The following is a 16,507-nucleotide window of genomic DNA, read 5'->3' as shown; positions in this document are numbered from 1 at the left end:
TTGCACTGTCCCGATGTCTACCGCTCCGCGAAGGCGCGAGCAAAGGAATCGAGCATCGGTCGCGCCAGATACTCCAGGAATGTCCGGTCGCCCGTGTTGATGAACGCCTCGACCTGCGTCCCTGGATAAAGCTGCTCGGGCTTGACGCCGGACGGCAATGCGGCGGCAATCTTCAGCCTGGCGCGGAAATAGGGCTCGTGCGTAGCCTGATCGATGAGCCGGTCCGCGGAAATTTGTGTCACGGTGGCTGAAACCTCCGGGGTAAGCCGCGTGTTCAAGGCGGACAATCGCAGCTTCGCCGGCTGGCCGACACGGACCTGATCGATGTCGTTCGGCCGCAGCCTTGCATCGACGATCAGGCCCGGTGCCGTGGGCAGAATCTCCATGATCTTTTCGCCGGGGCCAATCACGCTGCCCTTTGAATTATAGGTTGACGACACCACGATGCCCGCCGCCGGTGCCTTGATCGTCGTTCGCCGCAGCACCGCCTCGGCCGCCCTGATCTGTTCCTTGATGTCGGCAAGGTTGGAGCGAACGTCGTCCAGCTTCGTCAGCGCCTCCTCGACGCGTTGCGTGGCGAGGTGCTCGGTCTGTTCCTGGGCCTCGACGATCTGGGTGTTGGCCGTCGCAAGGTAGGCCTCCAGCGCCCCGGCTTGCCCGACAAGGTCGGCTTCACTGCGCAAAAGCTGGGAGTATTCGCTACGATTGGTGAGGCCTCTGTCCAGCAGGCCGGTCTTGATGCCGAGTTCCTTCTTCACCACGTCGGCCTGTTGCTGAATGGCCTGTTTCTGGGCCTGCAATCCCACGACCGACTGGCGATGCATGGCGACCCGTTGGACAAGGATCGATTGTTCGGATCGAAACCGGGCGAGCCTGGCGTCGAATTCCTTCTGCTGTTCTTCAACCAGCGTCTCGAAATCGCGCTGGAACAGTGCTGGCGCCGTTTCGGTGATTGGCGCCAGCCGGTCCAATCCGTCGCGTTCCGCCTCCAGCCGCGCCGCGCTCGCCCTGAGCGCGATCGACTGTCGCGTCAACCGGTTGAGCTCGGCCCGCGCGGCTGTTGGATCCAGCACGATCAGATCCTGGGCCTGTTGCACGCGATCGCCTTCATGGACCAGCAATTCCTGGATGATGCCGCCCTCGGGATGCTGGATCAGGATGTTTCCGCCTGTCGCCGAGATCGTTCCTTGCGTGATCACCGCTCCAGACAACGGCGCCGTGACGGCCCAATAGCCAAAGCAACCCACCAATAGCGCTATTGCCGCGTATCCGGCGGATGCCACACGCCTTATGTCGGTGCGCGGACTGCCTTCCCGGGCGAGGCTCTGCACCGCCATGGTCTATGATCCAAAGCGGGTGTTATGCATGCGGACCGTCGTGGCGAACGAGCCCGTCACCACGGGATTCTGCCGGGGAATGCCCTTGCCGGCGCCCGTGCTGGCCCCAGACTGCCGCAACACCTCGCCGCTGGGGCCGAAGGCTTCGATCACGCCGCCGCGCAAAAGCATCACGCGGTCGCAGGACGCGGCGATCGAAGGGCGGTGCGTGATCACGATTGTCGTGACGCCGGCCGCTTTCACGGCGGCAAGCACCGCTTCGAGCGCGGCTTCGCCCGCGCCGTCGAGATGGGCGCTGGGCTCGTCCAACACGAGGATCTTGGGCTTGCCGTAAAAGGCGCGCGCAAGCCCGATCCGCTGGCGCTCGCCACCCGACAGCGTCCTGTCCGACGGGCCTATCAATGTCTGGTAGCCGTCCCGCTGCGCCAGGATCAGTTCATGCGCCTCGGCCCGCCTTGCTGCCTCGATGATCGAGGCGTCATCCGCATCGGGGTCGAAGCGGGCGACGTTTTGCGCGATCGACCCTGGAAAGAGCTCCACCTCCTGGGCCAGGTAGCCGAGATGCTTTCCGAGCAGGCTTTCGTCCCAGGTCCTGAGGTCGGCGCCGTCGATCCTGACCGCGCCGCCGGTCGGCTGGACAGCGCCCACAAGCAACCGCGCCAGCGTCGATTTGCCTGCGCCGCTCGGGCCGACGATGGCCAGCGCTTCGCCGGCGCCGATCTGGAAGTTCAGGCGCTTGAGGATGGGTTCGGTGCCAGGCTGGGCATTCGGCGCCATGAAGAAGACGTCCTGCACGGAAATCGCGCCGGTCGGATCGGGCAGGACCAGCTTGCGCGCTTCAGCCGGACGCGCCGCAAGCGCCGCCTCCAGCCGTTTCCACGCTCGCCGGGCATCGGCGATCTGCCGCCAGGCGCCGATCAACTGGTCGAGCGGCTGCAGCGCCCGCGACGACACCAGCGAGGACGCGAAGATCATGCCTGCCGTCATCTGCCCCTTGAGCACCAGCCAGGCGCCGGTGCCGAGGATCGCCAGCTGCAGTATCATGCGCAGCGCCCGCGAGGCGCCGCTGAAGATTGCATTGGCGCTCGAGGAACGGTCATGGAAGGTGAGTGCAGCCGCGACGTACCCTCCCCAGACCCGCGCGGCGTTCTCCACCATGCCCATGGCGCGCAGCGTCTCGGCATTGCGGGCAAAAGCCTGTTCCGCCTGGCTGGCCAAAGCCGAACGCTCGGCCGAGAAAGCATCGTTCCTGCCGATGGCAACCTGATTGGCCACGACCAGGAAAAGCAGAAGCGCCGCGCCGGCGACCGTCACCCAGAACAGCACCGGATGGATGAGATAGAGCAGTGCGAAGAAGACAGGAGCAAAGGGCAGGTCGAACACCACCGCCACGCCGCGCGACCTGATGAAGGCGCAGACCGAGGCAAGGTCGCGCAGCGGCGACAGCCCGCCGGCATATCTTGCGCCAAGAGAAACCGCGAATGTGCGGGCGCCCAGCTTCCGGTCGACGGTCGCCGCGACGCGCTGCGTGTAAACGGCGCGGATCGCATCCAGAAGCCCGAGGAAGCCAAGCGCAAGAACCGCGATGGCCGAAAGATAGACAAGCGTCTCGACGCTCGAGGACGGCAGCACGCGATCATAGACCTGCAGCAGGTAGAGCGGGATCACCAACAGCAGGACGTTGATCAACAAAGAGAAGACGCCGACATCGGCGATGGCGCGCATGAAAACCGGACGCAGGCCGGACGGTCCAGTCATTTCGGCATTCCCCACGGCTGCATGATCCCGAGACCTCAGGCGTGGCCTCCAAACTCGGAACCGCCATGCAGTGTGCTGCTGGCGATGCTGTGCGTGGCGGTGCTGCTGTTCAGGGCGTTTACCGGCGCATTGTCCAGCGTATAGGCGCGGATGTAGTCGATCTTCATCTCGGCCGGCGTGGCCAGGTGATCCGGAGGGGTGCCGGCAAAGCCACCGACCGCGAGATCGGCCAGCATATACATTGGCTTGTTCATGTCCGACGGCGTCGCGGCTTCGGCGACCTGCACACCGTCATAGGTCCAGACGAGCTTGTCCGGCGTCCACAGCAGGCCATAGGTGTGGAAGCCGGCGGTATCCGAGACACTCACCGTCGAGGAGACCTTGACGTGCGTACCGGTTTCATTCGTGTGCGCCGTCATGATCAACGAGTTCGGGGCTTGGCCGGCAGTCTCCACGACATCGAGTTCCGGCGGCCACGAACCGTCTTCCGGCAGCAGCCAGAAGGCCGGCCAGGCGCCGGCGTGCTCGGGCAGGTCGGCCCGCATTTCGAAATAGCCATAGGTCTGCGAGAAGGAATCGTGGGTCGTCAGAATGCCGGAGGTGTATTCGTAATTGTTGATCAGCGGCTTGATGTCCGCCGGCGCCTGCGCCGCGGTGATGGTGAGCACGCCGTTGTTCACGCTGAACGGGTGGACGGAACTCGTCGGGGCGTAATTGGCGTCGATGTACCACTGCAGTTCGCCATTGCTGGTCAAGGTGCTGCCGTTGGGCGCTCCCCAGGAGAAGTTGGTGTCCCAGGTGCCGCCCTGGCTATTGTGAAGGTTCAGCGTGTTGAAATCGTCGCTGAAGGACAGGCTCATTCCGGACTTGTCGATCGGCAATTCGAACTGGCTGGGCTGCAGCTTGTCGATGGTCGTGTCCTTGAACTCGAGGATCTCGCCGGATCCGAGGTTCAACAGCACGTTCGATCCCGCCTGGATCATGTTTGAGTGGATGGCGTCGAACGACGTGAAGCCGTAGCCGTTAAGGCGGACAGTGTCGGTGGCGGCGAAATTCGCGATCAGGTCGCTGCCATTGCCTTTGGAGACGATGAAAGTGTCGTAGCCGCCGCCGCCGTCGATCAGCACATCGTTTCCCGCGCCGCCGTCCAGCGTCTGGTGTCCGGCCGTGGCGGTGATGATGTTGTCCAGCCCATTCCCGAAAGCATAGTTATTGGCATGTGTGACGATGAGGTTCTCGACATTGTCGGGGAGCTTGTAGCTCATCCATGTGCTGATCGTGTCGATCCCGGCCCCAACGCCCTCGGCCACCTTGTTGCCCGCCGCATAGAGGTAATAGATGTCGTCGCCCGTACCGCCGTGCATGGTGACGTTGACACCGGATGCTCCGTAGATGGAGTCGTTTCCGGAGCTGCCGTACAAGTCCGGTCCGGACCCTGCCGCCGAGAACCAGTGGTTGGAAGCGCCGCTGTAGGGAAGAGGAACGCCCAAAGCGTTGACGAAAAAGCTCATCGGACAAATTCTCCTCGTGATGCCAGGCCTGCTTGAACCGCTCGACACGGGTTCGAGACGGGTGCATCCGGACCAACGTTGCCACGCACGATATCGTTCCGGGAACTTGCCACATAGATCAACATTACATCGACTGTTCAGTGAGATTTTCTGGACTAAAAGCACAACGATCCGGGAAATGGTCTACGGACAGTAATTTGAACGGCGAAATATTTATTAAAAATTTCGCAACACGCGCCGATCTGCCTGCGACCATTCTTGATTGGTCAAACGGAAGCGCCCCTGCGTTCTGATGGGGCGTGGAATCGCCGCTCTGGAAATAATGCGTCAACGCGCCGGGCTGGCGCCGCGGGACAGGCTGATCGCCACCCGACTGCTCGGCGACCACCGCAGCAGCGCCCTAAGCGTGTCGCGGGGACCCTCAAACCGCGGCTTCGATCGGCTCGGCAAGTCTGGGATTGGAGCGTGAGGCGATCAGGCAGCTGGACACGATAAGGCCGGCTCCCGTCAGCGTGGTCCAGGTCGCCGCCTCGTTGAAGAAGAACCAGCCGATCGCGACCGCCCAGATGAAGGCCGAATATTCCGTCGGGATCAGATATTGCGCTTCGGCGCGCGCGTAGGCCCAGCTCATCAGGAACTGGCCGGCGAGCGACAGCGCCGTCACCCCGGCCAGCGGAAGCCAGAGATTGCCCGGCAGGGCGACGGCGAGCCAGGGCGCGGCAAGGCCAAGCGTGATCGCGACGCAAAGGTTTTGGAACAGCATGATCTCGATCGGCTTGGCCACCTGGGCCTGCCGTCGCGCAAGGATCAGATTGTAGGCGTAGAACACCGTCGATGCGAGCACCGCCGCCGTGCCGAGCAGCGCATCCTTGGGATAGCTCGCCTGCCCGAACTGCCCGGCCATGATGATTATGACGCCGGCGATGCCTGCCAGCGAGGCCCAGATCGCCTGGCGCTGTATGCGTTCGCCCAAAAGCAGCGCCGCCAGCAGGAGCGCAAACAGGGGCGCGACGAAGCTGAGCCCGATCGCTTCGGCGAGCGGCAGCCTGGCAAGCCCCCAGAAGAAGGACAACAAGACGATGCCGACGACCACGGCGCGCAGCGCATGCAGCCTCAGCACGGAAAGCGTGGGCCACGAGCGCGTCCCTGCCGACCAGGCCGCGCCGGCGACCACCGTCGCCAGCATGCTGCGCCACAGCACCGTGTTGTAGACGCCCACGGCGATGACCAGGACCTTCATCGCCGCATCCATCGCCGACAGAAGGAAGATACCGAGCGCGCAGACGAGCACCGGGATCATGGGGGAAACGGCGCCTGCCAGGCCGGATGACTTCACTGGGTTGCTCATGTGATGGATCGCAACCTGACATATCAGGGCAAAACGGCGGGGCCAGATGGCAGCGTCGTCCATATGGCGGTCCAACCCTTTCAGGCAGCGTCGAGGCGCGGGCGCCCCAGGCTGCACTGGCATCGGCTGCGGTTTGCCACTATCTGCGGGGCCGCGACTACACACTCTTTTGTCCCCTGCTGACCAGGAGGTGACCATGGCCAGCCCAGCCAGGAAAATGCCAATCAAGAGACTGCCGATGCTGCCGGCGGAGCGGGCGCTCAAGGTGATCGCCGGGCGCTGGAAGGCGGTCATCCTCTATCACCTGTTCGATGGGCCACGACGACTCACCGCGCTGAAGGCAATGATGCCCGGCATCACCCAGAAAGTGTTGATCCAGCAGCTGCGCGAAATGGAGGAGCACGGCCTCGTCAGCCGCGAGATCTTCGCCGAGGTCCCCGCACGCGTCGAATATTCGGCGACCAGCCTCGGCCTCAGCCTCGAACCCATCCTGCTGGCGCTCTGCCAATGGGGCCAGCATCACGCCGACGAGCTGAACGAAACGCACCGCCTCGCCGACTGCATCATCCGGCCACGGCAGGCGCGGCACGCATACATGGCATAGATCGAATCGACAGGGCGGGTTGCCGACATTGGCTGCCCAAAGCAGACTGACTGACGTCTTCAGAACGGATCGGCAAAAAATGCACCGCATGGCTTCGGGCGAACTTCATTCGACCTACACTCTGGGTGACCTCCGCATCACCGCCCTGCGCGATGGCTATGTCGACATGCCGATTAGACGGCTCCGGCAAAACAGCGACAAACCATTTGACGACGAATTGCCGGAACAGGTCACGCTGCTCGGTGGTCAACTCAGGCTTTCCGTCAATGCCTTCGCGATCGACGATGGAAATGAGATAACTTTGATCGATACCGGCGCCTCGAACGCCTGGCACCCGACCATGGGCCGGCTTCCCCAGGCGATGGACGAGGCCGGCATCGATGTCAGCAGAATTCGCGTCGTCTGCTTCACCCACACGCATCTCGACCACATCCATGGCCTTGTGCTTGCCGACGGCCGGGATGCTTTCCCACACCTGGCGCGCCTGCTCGTTCCGAGGCAGGAACTCGGCCTGTTTCGCGCCGAAGCGAAGCTCGAACGGTTTCATGGCATGGCGCAACCATTCGAAGCCGGGGACCGTCTCAGGACACATATGGACGTTATCGGCGCTCATGGCCATGAAGTGGGTCACAGCTGCTTTCGCGTTTCGAGCGGCGGCGAGTGCATTTTGATCTGGGGCGATACCGTTCACGTCCCATCGCTTCAGTTCGATCGGCCTGAGGTGACGTGGGAGTTCGACGACGATCAGGACCAGGCGCGCGAGAGCCGGTTGCGGCTGCTGGCCCTTGCGGCGGACGATCATTGTTTCGTTGCCGGCGCGCATCTGGACTGGCCCGGCATTGGCCGTGTCATCCGATCTGGCGGCAGCTTTCGATTTGAGCCGCAATAATTGAAAGGGCGGCGCAAGCGCCGCCCCGTATCCCTGGGAGGATAATTCGTCCGGCGATCAGGCCGCCTTGATTTCCTCGTCGACCACGTCGGCATCGCGAGCCTTCTTCAGCGCCTTGGCCCACCAGGCCACATCATTGACCAGAGCGGTGGCCGCCTGGTTCAGGTGCTCAAGCTCATCGAGCTTCTTCTCGCCCTGGCGAACGGCGAGGAAATCGGCCCAGACGATGTGGACGGCGGACTTGACCGGCGCCATCTGCAATTCGACGGCATGCATGCGCAGCTGCTCGACAGCGCGGGCGCCGCCGACGCCACCGTAGCCGACGAAGCCAGCCGGCTTCTTGTTCCATTCGTTGGCGGCGTAGTCGATGGCGTTCTTCAGCACGGCCGTAGGGCCGTGATTGTATTCGGCGGCGGTGAAGATGAAGCCGTCATATTCGGCGACCTTCTTCTGCCAGCGCTGCGCCACCTCGTTGGTCGACGGCACCCAGGCGGAGGACGCGACCTCGTCGAAGAAGGGCAGCGGGAAGTCACGCAGGTCGACGATTTCGACATCGATATCGGCATGCGACTTGGCGATCTTGGCGATCCATTGGGTGGGCACATCGGCGAAGCGCGCGGCGCGCGTCGAACCGATGATGATGGCGATTTTCGGCTTTGACATGGGGGCTCTCCATTCCACTAAAAGCTGGTATCGTTTAGATACCGGCGCTATATGAGATACTGACAACTCAGCGCGCAAGGAGGCACCTTTTTGTTACTGAGGAACCCGCTCAACACCGAAGACTGCCGCGCCGTCTCGGAAATCCTGCAACGCGTCGGCGACAAATGGACGGTGCTCGTGGTCGGCAAGCTTGGCGGCGGACCGCTGCGTTTCAACGAGTTGCGCGCTGCCGTCGGCGGCATTTCGCAGAAGATGCTGACCACCACCTTGCGCGGCCTGGAACGCGACGGCTTCGTCACCCGCACCGTATTCCCGACCATTCCGCCACGCGTCGACTACGAACTGACCGAACTCGGTCACGAACTGTTGATCCCGGTCAGCGCGCTTGGCGAATGGGCACGCAGGAACACGCAGCGCGTCAGGGTCGCGCGCGAAAAGTTCGACGGCGTGCATGGCTGAGACCCTTGCATGGCAAGGAGTGCGGAGTTTCGTCGTAAGCGCCATCACCTGACGACAAGCGGACTGGCGGTTCTTTAAACCAGGTCTCGCGACTTTGGATTTATGGGGCCTAAGACCACCCAAGCTGGCGCCGCTTTGGCGACGACGATCGCAATGGCAAAGTGACCATTCAGGATCTTGGCGCCTTGCCACCGCAATGCGTTGGCCCACAGATCGCGCACGTCGTGGCCGGCCCTCCGCCGCCGATATTGCCATGCAGGCAGGCGATGCGCGGAGGGGCTTGCTTGACTTCGGCATAGGCCGTTGCGCCGAGCAGGCAGGTCAGCGCGAGAAGGGCTGCCGCGAGCCAGCCGTTCAGCATGTGTTGACGCATTGTCTCTCCTCCAACGCTGGCACAATCGGGCGTAAAGGCAACCATTGGATGTCGCGCGGGGCACCGCCCGCACGAGCGATGTTACAATTGCCCGAGTGGGGAAACAGGCTTTCGTCAGCTCTCGGCAGGAACGGCCTTCGGCTTGCCCTCGCCATCCAGCGCCACCATGACGAAATCGGCGTGCGTCACCTTCTCCATCAGATCGGAGAGATAGCGTTGTGCCCAGGCCTCGACCTTGAGCGTCATCGAGGTGCGGCCGACGCGTTCGACATGGGTGTAGATGCACAGCGTGTCGCCGATCTTCATCGGCTTGGCGAAGGACATCTCCTTGACCGCCGCCGTCACCACGCGGCCCCGGGCGCGCTCGGCGGCGCGGATGCCGCAGGCAAGGTCCATCTGCGCCATCACCCAGCCGCCGAAAATATCGCCGGCGGCATTGGCGTCCGAGGGCATGGCCAGAGTGCGCAGCGTCAGGTCTCCGATCGGCCGTCCGTCCGCGTACTGCACCATGGGCAGAATCCTTGTGAGGTGATGGCCATCGATCCGTATCGCCGCTGCAGGACCAGGTCAACGCGCCGCGGCTACTGTTTCCTGGCCTCGATGGACCATAGGCTAACCCTGGCATTCGCACAGTTGTGCCTGATTTTCAGCGGCTTCGGGTTTTGGGGCGGGCTTCCCCCACCCCATCTCGGCTTCGCCGAGCCATCTCTCCCCCCTCCGGAGCGAGAGGAAGGGGCCATGCCGGCCAAGCTCGCGCTCTTCCTCTACCCCGTCGATCGGGGGAGAGGTGTCGAGCGAAGCTCGACGGAGTGGGGGTCGACTGCGCTGCGTAAGACCATTCGCCAGCTGAGAGGCGCCTCTTNGTGTCGAGCGAAGCTCGACGGAGTGGGGGTCGACTGCGCTGCGTAAGACCATTCGCCAGCTGAGAGGCGCCTCTTAAAAATAACCTGCAAGGTTAGCTCTGATGCGGTCCAGCACCGTGTCCCCGGACACATCGGGCACGAATTCCTTGCCGGTGATCGCCTCGTAGGCCTGCGCATAGACCTTGGAGGCCTGTTCGACGATCTCGTCCGGTATTTTGGGAATAGGATCCTTGTAGGGGTCGCAGCGCGCCGCCACCCATGAGCGGATGAAATCCTTGTCGAAACTCTCCGGCCGCGTGCCGTTGGCGAGCGCCTGTTCGTAGCTTCCGGCGATCCAGTACCGGCTGCTGTCGGGGGTATGGATTTCGTCGGCCAGGATGATCGTCCCGTTCTTGTCTGTGCCGAATTCGTATTTCGTATCGGCGAGGATGAGGCCACGTTCGGCGGCGCGTGCCTGGCCGCGGGCAAACAGCTTCAAGGCGTAGTTTGAAACCGTATCCCACTGCGCCTCGTTGAGAAGCCCCTGGTCGAGGATTTCCGCCCTGGACAGCGGCTCGTCATGGCCGCCGTCCGCCGCCTTGCTCGTCGGCGTGATGACCGGCTCGGCCAGCTTCTCATTGTCGCGCAGGCCGTCCGGCAAGCGCATGCCGTACATGTCGCGTTCGCCGCGCTTGTAGCGGGTCAGGATCGAGGTGCTGGTGGTACCCGCCAGATAACCGCGCACGACGATCTCGACTGGAAGGATGTCGAGCCTTGTGCCGACGACGACGTTGGGATCGGGATATTCCAGAACATGGTTCGGGCAGATATCGGCGGTTTCCTCGAACCAGTACCGCGCCGTCTGCGTCAGGATCTCTCCCTTGAACGGGATCGAGGTCAGGATGATGTCGAAGGCGCTGAGACGGTCGGTGGCGATGATGATGCGCCGCCCGTCGGCCAAATCGTAATTTTCGCGGACCTTGCCCTTGTAGTGACCAGGCAATTCGGGAATGAAGGCATCCGACAGGGTCCGCATATGATTTCCTGCCTTCCGCAGAGTGATCGATGCCAATCGCATAAGCTGTCGACCCATGCCTATCAAGCGCGATTGTCGGGATTCCCCACGACGCCACCTGGCATCACGGTCGCTTTTTTCACAACGCATGCCGGAAGGCACTGCGACGCGGCGAACCCGCCGCGTCTAGGCTGCGGCCAGTTTTCCGGAGCCACCCGTTTCAATCATGCAGACCTATGACTTCATCATCGTCGGCTCCGGCTCGGCCGGCTCGGTGCTTGCCGACAAACTGTCGGCTTCGGGCCGCTTCTCGGTGCTGGTGCTCGAAGCGGGCGGCACCGACCGCCGCTTCTACGTGCAGATGCCGCTCGGCTACGGCAAGACTTTCTTCGATCCGGCGGTCAACTGGAACTACAAGGCAGAGCCGGATCCCGGCCTCGCCGGCAATGCCGACCACTGGCCGCGCGGCAAGCTGCTTGGCGGCTCGAGCTCGATCAACGCCATGGTCTGGATCCGGGGTGCGCGCGAGGATTTCGACGATTGGCGTGCCGCCGGCAATCCCGGCTGGGGCTATGACGACCTGCTGCCGGCCTTCAAGGCGCTCGAGGACAACGAGGCCGGCGCCGACACATGGCGTGGCGCCGGCGGGCCGCTGCATATCACCGACTGTTCAAACACCGTCCACCCGCTGACCAAGCGCTATCTCGCGGCCGGCAAGCAAGCCGGTCTGCCGCTCAATCCCGATTTCAACGGCGCTGCCCAGGAAGGCGTCGGCATCTACCAGATATCGACCAGGAACGGCCGCCGCATGTCGGCGGCGCGCGCTTTCCTGCGCCCGGCGATGAAACGCGCAAACGTCCGCGTCGAAATGAATGCACTGGCGACTCGGGTGCTGTTCGAAGGCAGGCGCGCGGTCGGCATCGAGTATCTGCAGAACGGCGAGACGAAGACGGCGCGCGCCGGCCGCGAGCTCATCCTGTCAAGCGGTTCGATCAACTCGCCCCAATTGCTGCAGCTGTCCGGCGTCGGCCCGTCGGCGCTGCTTGGTGGTCTTGGCATCCCGGTCGTCCACGCCAGCGAGAATGTCGGCGCCAATCTGCAGGACCATGTCGGCATCAACTACACGTTCAAGGGCAAGCTGCCGACGCTCAACCAGATCCTGCGCCCCTGGTGGGGCAAGCTCCTGGTCGGCATGCAATATATCCTGACGCGGTCGGGCCCGCTGTCGCTGTCGATGAACCATGCCGGCGGTTTCTTCCGCACCGACCCGGCGTTCTCGCGCCCCAACATGCAGCTTTATTTCCAGGCCTTCTCGACCGTCATCCCGAAGAGCGGCGAGCGTCCGATCCTGACGCCCGATCCCTGGCCGGGCTTCTCCATCGGCCTGTCCAACTGCCGCCCGTCGAGCCGCGGCGAGATCATGATCCGATCGAGCAACCCGCTGGATTATCCAAAGATCGTCGCCAACGCCTATTCGACCAACGCCGACGTCGACGAAATGCTGGCTGCGGTGAAGTTCGTGCGCAAGATCGCCGCGATGCCGGCCATGGCCGAGGCCATCGCCGAGGAGGTTCTGCCAGGCCCGTCGATCCAGTCGGACGCCGACCTGATCACGGATTTCAGAAAACGTTCCGGCACCGTCTATCACCCGGTTTCGACCTGCCGCATGGGGCCCGATCCCGCGCGCGCCGTCGTCGATCCGCGCCTGAGGGTGCACGGCATCGAAGGCTTGCGCGTCATCGACGCCTCGATCTTTCCCGACAACATCACCGGCAACACCAATGCAGCCTCCATCGTGACCGGATGGAAGGGCGCAGAACTGGTTCTGGAGGACCACAAATGAAGATCACCGACGTCAAGACCTGGGTTGTCGGCAATCCGCCGCCCGGCATCGGCGGCAAGTACTTCATCTTCGTCAAGCTCACGACCGATGGCGGCGTGGTCGGTTATGGCGAGGCCTACAACGCCACCTTCTCCGCCCATGTCACGGCCAGGATGGTCGAAGACATGGCCGAACGCTATCTCGTTGGCCGCGATCCGCATGATATCGAGAATTTCTTTCGCCGCGCCTATTCCTCCGGCTTCACCCAGCGCCCCGACGTGTCCGGCATGGGCTGCTTCTCGGCGCTCGAAATGGCCTGCTGGGACATTGTCGGCAAGGAAGCCAACAAACCGATCTACAAACTGCTCGGCGGCCAGGTGCACGAGACGCTGCGCTCCTACACCTATCTCTATCCGCACACCGGCAGCGTCCATTCCGAGGACGCGCCGGACGGCAAGAACGTCTACAACGACCCCGACCTGGCCGCGGCCTGCGCGCTCGAATATGTCGAGCAGGGTTTTAATGCGGTCAAGCTCGATCCGGCCGGGCCCTACACCGCCTTCGACGGCCACCAGCCGCGCCTCATCGACATCGATGTCTCCACCCGCATGATCAAGGCGATCCGCGAGGCGGTCGGCAACCGCGCCGACATCTTGTTCGGCACGCATGGCCAGTTCACCGCCTCCGGTGCGCTGCGCATGGCGCGCGCCATCGAACCCTATGATCCCCTATGGTTCGAGGAGCCGGTGCCGCCCGACATGCCCGAGGTGATGGCGCAGGTAGCCCGCGCGACCTCGATCCCGATCGCCACCGGCGAGCGGCTGACGACCAAGTTCGAGTTCGCCCGCGTCATCGAAAACCGCGCCGCGACCATCCTGCAGCCGGACCTTGGCCGCTCCGGCGGCATTCTCGAAACCAAGAAGATCGCCGCCATGGCCGAGGCCTATCACATCCAGATCGCGCCGCATTGCTATTGCGGCCCGATCGTCGGCGCCGCCAACATCCAGCTGGCGGTGACGCTGCCCAACTTCCTGATCCTGGAATCGCTGAAGCAGTGGGACGGTTTTCACGCCACGCTGCTCAAGAAGAAGATCGAGTGGCAGGACGGCAATGTCATCCCCTCGAAGGAGCCCGGCCTCGGCGTCGAGCTCGACGAGGCGGTCTGCGAGGCGCACCCCTACACCGGCAAGGACCTGCATCTGCAGATGATGCAGACGCCGCTGATGCCGTGAGCGAACGCTACGCCTTCATCGGCCTCGGTCATCTCGGTGGCAATCTTGCCGCCAGCCTGATCCGCAACGGTTTTGCCGTGACCGTCTTCGACCGTGACCCTACTGCCGTCGAGCGCCTGACAGCGCTCGGTGCCACCGCCGCCAGCAGCCCTGCCGAAGCGGCGGCGCAGGCCGGCAACGCCATAACCTGCCTGCCCTCGCCCAAGGTCAGCGAAGCAGTGTTGGCCGGGCCTGGTGGGTTATTGGAAGGTCTGCCCAGGGGTGGCACCTGGATCGAGATGTCGACGAACGGCCGCGACGAGATTCTGCGCCTTGCCGCCCTCGCTTCGGCCAAGGGCGTCGAGACACTGGAGTGCCCGGTCACCGGCGGCGTTCATCTGGCGGCCGCCGGCAAGATCACCGCGCTGGTCGGTGGCGACGCCGCACTCTATGAGCGCCATCGACCGGCGATCGAGGCGATGTGCGCGAAGTCGTTCCTGATGGGACCGATCGGCTCGGCGGCGGTGATCAAGGTGATCACCAACATGCTGGCCTTCATCCATCTCGTCGCCGCTGGCGAGGCGCTGATGCTGGCCAAACAAGGTGGCCTCGACCTCGCGCAGAGCTACCATGCCATCGTTGCATCCTCCGGCAACAGCTTCGTCCATGAGACCGAAAGCCAGCTCATCCTGAACGGCTCCTACGACATCGGCTTCACCATGGACCTGGCGCTGAAGGATCTCGGCTTCGCGCTGGGCATGGGCAAGGATTTCGGCGTCCCGCTCGACCTCGCCACGCGCGTCAACGCACTTTTTCAGCAGGGCAAGGCCGCCTATGGCGGCGGGGCCTGGTCGACCCAGATCGTCAAATTGCTCGAGGATGCCGTCGGCACCGACCTGCGCGCGCCCGGTTTTCCGGCCAGACTGGAGCTTTGACCCGGAGGCCAAAACCAAAGCAATTTCATGAGCTTCAATTGATCGCCGGATTCGGTCTCGAAAGGAGTTGAATCAAACCCGCAGCGCCTTGATTCAATATCTGAGCGTCAGCGCGCCCGGCAGGATCTCGAAAGTCGCCGGTATGCGCCCGGGCGACTCGCCGTCTATGTCGACCAGCGCGTTGTTTTCTGTCCCATCGCCGAGCGGTTCGACAACCACTTTCTTGCCGCGCAGGATGGTGATGGCCGGATGGTTGCGGTGCCTGCCGCCATAGAGCAGGCGGATGTCCCAGATCAGCTTCAGCTTGCCCGCCGCGCGCAAGATGACGATGTCGAACTCGCCATCGGTCAGTTCGGCATCCGGCGCGATCATCATGCCGCCGCCGAAAAATTTGCCGTTGGCCACCGCCACCAGCGCCATGCGCGCCTCGACCGGCGCGGCGTCGTCGACGGTGATCCTGACATCCTGGAAGCGGTAGCGGACGAACTCGACCACGGTGCGCCACAGGAACAGCGCCTTGGCCGACATCTTGCCCTTGCGCTTGTCGGCATTGACGGCGCGATCGGTGGCGCCAGACAGGCCTAGACTGGCGATGTTGATGAAATGGCGGCTGGCCAGTGCGCCATGGTCGTCGACGTAGCCGATACGCCCTGCATCGACCTTGCGCCCCTTCGCTTCGGCGATCCGCTTCAGCGCCGCATCCACTTGCTTCGGCAGGCCGAGCCCGCGCGCGAAATCGATGCCGGTGCCGCATGGCAGCAGACCAAGCTCGGTTGCGCGGCCGCCTTCTTCGGCCGCCTGCAGCAGGCCATCAGCCACCTCGCTCGCCGTACCGTCGCCACCGGCTGCGATCACCAGGTCGAAACCGCTGGCGGCAAGGTCGATTGCCAGGCGTTCGGCGTCGCCCTCGGCCTGCGTCTCACGCAGTTCGAAATCGCCGAAGTGCTTCTTCAGCGAGGCGGCGACTTGAGGCCAATGCCGTTTCAGCCGGCCGCCGCCGGCAATCGGATTGAGCACCACCCCGACTTTCAAATACTCGCCCTCCCCCGTCGCCGGGCCTGTGCGCCCGATCCTTTGCCGGCCCCTATGCTTTGCCGGCATTGAAGCCCGCGCCCGCCGGCAGAGCAAGGGGGCGGTCGGCCATGGGCGTCGAAAAGCGCGGGGCAGGCTGTCTAAAGTGTTCGAGTTTGAAACTCCTGGGCTTCTGGCATCGATCCCCGATAATCCCGCTATCCACAGGGCCATGGCCATTCCCCAAGGTCCTTACCCGGCGTAAGTTTAACCCATCTCAGGCGGCTACCGATCATCAAGCCGAAAGGCGAAAGTGAAAGGCGGATTTCCTGAGGCCCGTACGGCCCGGACCGAGAACAGGCTTGCCTGTACGAGGGACGGAAGCCGAGACCTACGGGGCCGCGGAAAGCGTGCCAACGCCGACGGCGGACCGATGCTGCCATGAAGGACGGCAAAAACCTTCGATGGCGCGCAGGGCAAAGCTCGCAAGGGCCAAGACCGGCGTGGTCTGGAACGGACACTGCCTTCGGGTGGTGGCTGGCAGGACCGTCAAAATCAAGGCCGGCATGGCGCGACGACTTTACGGAAGTTGCTGCCGCGACCGTGTCCTGATCTGACAGGGAGGCGCTGGGAGAAATCCCGGCGCCGACTGTCGTTTTTGGCCCCCTCGATATCCTTTGCCAGCGATCTTGCCGGCGCCGCTTCACCGCGCGCTGAAATCGGTTAGTA

General features: G+C 63.5%; 16 protein-coding genes. 7 read left to right on the top strand and 9 right to left on the bottom strand.

Going from position 1 to position 16,507, the window contains the following annotated elements; translation table 11 throughout:
* Positions 1–17 precede the first annotated feature (17 nt).
* The 4 genes from X743_RS146620 to X743_RS146635 all read right to left on the bottom strand — a co-directional run bounded on the left by X743_RS146620 (position 18) and on the right by X743_RS146635 (position 5,954).
* Complete coding sequence (locus tag X743_RS146620) at positions 18–1,337, bottom strand: HlyD family type I secretion periplasmic adaptor subunit (RefSeq protein ID WP_031258123.1); 1,320 nt, start codon at positions 1,335–1,337, stop codon at positions 18–20.
* Between the two features lie 3 nt (positions 1,338–1,340).
* Positions 1,341–3,095 carry a type I secretion system permease/ATPase gene (locus X743_RS146625; protein WP_023767578.1) on the bottom strand — a complete coding sequence of 585 codons (1,755 nt, stop codon included), beginning with the start codon at positions 3,093–3,095 and terminating at the stop codon, positions 1,341–1,343.
* A gap of 35 nt (positions 3,096–3,130) precedes the next feature.
* Positions 3,131–4,606 carry a family 16 glycosylhydrolase gene (locus X743_RS146630; protein WP_023767577.1) on the bottom strand — a complete coding sequence of 492 codons (1,476 nt, stop codon included), beginning with the start codon at positions 4,604–4,606 and terminating at the stop codon, positions 3,131–3,133.
* A gap of 421 nt (positions 4,607–5,027) precedes the next feature.
* On the bottom strand, positions 5,028–5,954 hold the full coding sequence (locus X743_RS146635) for a DMT family transporter (RefSeq protein WP_031258121.1): 927 nt from the start codon (positions 5,952–5,954) through the stop codon (positions 5,028–5,030).
* Positions 5,955–6,150: 196 nt separating this feature from the next.
* Between X743_RS146635 and X743_RS146640 the strand changes: the two genes are divergently transcribed.
* Both X743_RS146640 and X743_RS146645 read left to right on the top strand, forming a co-directional pair.
* Entirely contained in the window at positions 6,151–6,558 is a 408-nt protein-coding gene (locus X743_RS146640) for a helix-turn-helix domain-containing protein (RefSeq protein WP_031258120.1), read from the top strand.
* A gap of 79 nt (positions 6,559–6,637) precedes the next feature.
* Positions 6,638–7,447, top strand: coding sequence for an MBL fold metallo-hydrolase (locus X743_RS146645; RefSeq protein ID WP_023767574.1), 810 nt, complete (start codon positions 6,638–6,640; stop codon positions 7,445–7,447).
* A 57-nt stretch (positions 7,448–7,504) separates the two neighbouring features.
* Here X743_RS146645 and X743_RS146650 read toward each other — a convergent pair whose 3' ends face one another.
* Positions 7,505–8,110, bottom strand: a complete 606-nt coding sequence (locus X743_RS146650; protein WP_023767573.1) for an NADPH-dependent FMN reductase — start codon at positions 8,108–8,110, stop codon at positions 7,505–7,507.
* Between the two features lie 90 nt (positions 8,111–8,200).
* On the opposite strand from X743_RS146650, the gene X743_RS146655 reads away from it, so the two are divergent.
* Positions 8,201–8,569, top strand: a complete 369-nt coding sequence (locus tag X743_RS146655) for a helix-turn-helix domain-containing protein (RefSeq protein ID WP_023767572.1) — start codon at positions 8,201–8,203, stop codon at positions 8,567–8,569.
* Positions 8,570–8,738: 169 nt separating this feature from the next.
* On the opposite strand, the gene X743_RS146660 is transcribed toward X743_RS146655, so the two are convergent.
* The 3 genes from X743_RS146660 to X743_RS146675 all read right to left on the bottom strand — a co-directional run bounded on the left by X743_RS146660 (position 8,739) and on the right by X743_RS146675 (position 10,820).
* Positions 8,739–8,942, bottom strand: a complete 204-nt coding sequence (locus X743_RS146660) for a hypothetical protein (RefSeq protein WP_031258119.1) — start codon at positions 8,940–8,942, stop codon at positions 8,739–8,741.
* 114 nt (positions 8,943–9,056) lie between these two features.
* Complete coding sequence (locus tag X743_RS146665) at positions 9,057–9,452, bottom strand: acyl-CoA thioesterase (RefSeq protein WP_013893544.1); 396 nt, start codon at positions 9,450–9,452, stop codon at positions 9,057–9,059.
* A gap of 426 nt (positions 9,453–9,878) precedes the next feature.
* On the bottom strand, positions 9,879–10,820 hold the full coding sequence (locus X743_RS146675; protein WP_023767569.1) for a phosphoribosylaminoimidazolesuccinocarboxamide synthase: 942 nt from the start codon (positions 10,818–10,820) through the stop codon (positions 9,879–9,881).
* A 205-nt stretch (positions 10,821–11,025) separates the two neighbouring features.
* On the opposite strand from X743_RS146675, the gene X743_RS146680 reads away from it, so the two are divergent.
* From X743_RS146680 to X743_RS146690, 3 genes are read left to right on the top strand one after another with little or no spacing between them, the layout of a single operon-like run.
* The gene (locus tag X743_RS146680; RefSeq protein ID WP_023767568.1) at positions 11,026–12,642 is read left to right on the top strand and encodes a GMC family oxidoreductase N-terminal domain-containing protein; all 1,617 of its coding nucleotides are present in this window, start codon (positions 11,026–11,028) and stop codon (positions 12,640–12,642) included.
* Positions 12,639–13,853: a mandelate racemase/muconate lactonizing enzyme family protein gene (locus tag X743_RS146685; RefSeq protein WP_023767567.1), complete on the top strand. Its 1,215-nt coding sequence runs from the start codon at positions 12,639–12,641 to the stop codon at positions 13,851–13,853. The genes X743_RS146680 and X743_RS146685 overlap by 4 nt, the downstream gene beginning before the upstream one ends.
* The gene (locus X743_RS146690) at positions 13,850–14,767 is read left to right on the top strand and encodes an NAD(P)-dependent oxidoreductase (protein WP_023767566.1); all 918 of its coding nucleotides are present in this window, start codon (positions 13,850–13,852) and stop codon (positions 14,765–14,767) included. Before X743_RS146685 ends, X743_RS146690 begins: the two co-directional genes overlap by 4 nt.
* 93 nt (positions 14,768–14,860) lie before the next feature.
* Here X743_RS146690 and X743_RS146695 read toward each other — a convergent pair whose 3' ends face one another.
* Positions 14,861–15,799, bottom strand: a complete 939-nt coding sequence (locus X743_RS146695; RefSeq protein ID WP_031258118.1) for a diacylglycerol kinase family protein — start codon at positions 15,797–15,799, stop codon at positions 14,861–14,863.
* A gap of 443 nt (positions 15,800–16,242) precedes the next feature.
* On the opposite strand from X743_RS146695, the gene X743_RS1000000172295 reads away from it, so the two are divergent.
* A complete protein-coding gene (locus X743_RS1000000172295; RefSeq protein WP_156934485.1) occupies positions 16,243–16,395 on the top strand; it encodes a hypothetical protein in 153 nt (50 codons plus the stop codon).
* Positions 16,396–16,507 lie beyond the last annotated feature (112 nt).

It is taken from the genome of Mesorhizobium sp. LNHC232B00, assembly GCF_000502435.1.
Lineage (GTDB): Bacteria > Pseudomonadota > Alphaproteobacteria > Rhizobiales > Rhizobiaceae > Mesorhizobium > Mesorhizobium opportunistum.
The sequence above is the reverse complement of the archived record's forward strand: the minus strand, read 5'-3'. Positions and strand labels throughout refer to the sequence as shown.

Excerpts from the sequence above, each read along its gene's own strand:
- X743_RS146620 (WP_031258123.1), bottom strand. The coding sequence starts at position 1,337 with ATGGCGGTGCAGAGCCTCGCCCGGGAAGGCAGTCCGCGCACCGACATA.
- X743_RS146625 (WP_023767578.1), bottom strand. The coding sequence starts at position 3,095 with ATGACTGGACCGTCCGGCCTGCGTCCGGTTTTCATGCGCGCCATCGCC.
- X743_RS146630 (WP_023767577.1), bottom strand. The coding sequence starts at position 4,606 with ATGAGCTTTTTCGTCAACGCTTTGGGCGTTCCTCTTCCCTACAGCGGC.
- X743_RS146635 (WP_031258121.1), bottom strand. The coding sequence starts at position 5,954 with ATGAGCAACCCAGTGAAGTCATCCGGCCTGGCAGGCGCCGTTTCCCCC.
- X743_RS146640 (WP_031258120.1), top strand. The coding sequence starts at position 6,151 with ATGGCCAGCCCAGCCAGGAAAATGCCAATCAAGAGACTGCCGATGCTG.
- X743_RS146645 (WP_023767574.1), top strand. The coding sequence starts at position 6,638 with ATGCACCGCATGGCTTCGGGCGAACTTCATTCGACCTACACTCTGGGT.
- X743_RS146650 (WP_023767573.1), bottom strand. The coding sequence starts at position 8,110 with ATGTCAAAGCCGAAAATCGCCATCATCATCGGTTCGACGCGCGCCGCG.
- X743_RS146660 (WP_031258119.1), bottom strand. The coding sequence starts at position 8,942 with ATGCGTCAACACATGCTGAACGGCTGGCTCGCGGCAGCCCTTCTCGCG.
- X743_RS146665 (WP_013893544.1), bottom strand. The coding sequence starts at position 9,452 with ATGGTGCAGTACGCGGACGGACGGCCGATCGGAGACCTGACGCTGCGC.
- X743_RS146675 (WP_023767569.1), bottom strand. The coding sequence starts at position 10,820 with ATGCGGACCCTGTCGGATGCCTTCATTCCCGAATTGCCTGGTCACTAC.
- X743_RS146680 (WP_023767568.1), top strand. The coding sequence starts at position 11,026 with ATGCAGACCTATGACTTCATCATCGTCGGCTCCGGCTCGGCCGGCTCG.
- X743_RS146685 (WP_023767567.1), top strand. The coding sequence starts at position 12,639 with ATGAAGATCACCGACGTCAAGACCTGGGTTGTCGGCAATCCGCCGCCC.
- X743_RS1000000172295 (WP_156934485.1), top strand. The coding sequence starts at position 16,243 with ATGGCGCGCAGGGCAAAGCTCGCAAGGGCCAAGACCGGCGTGGTCTGG.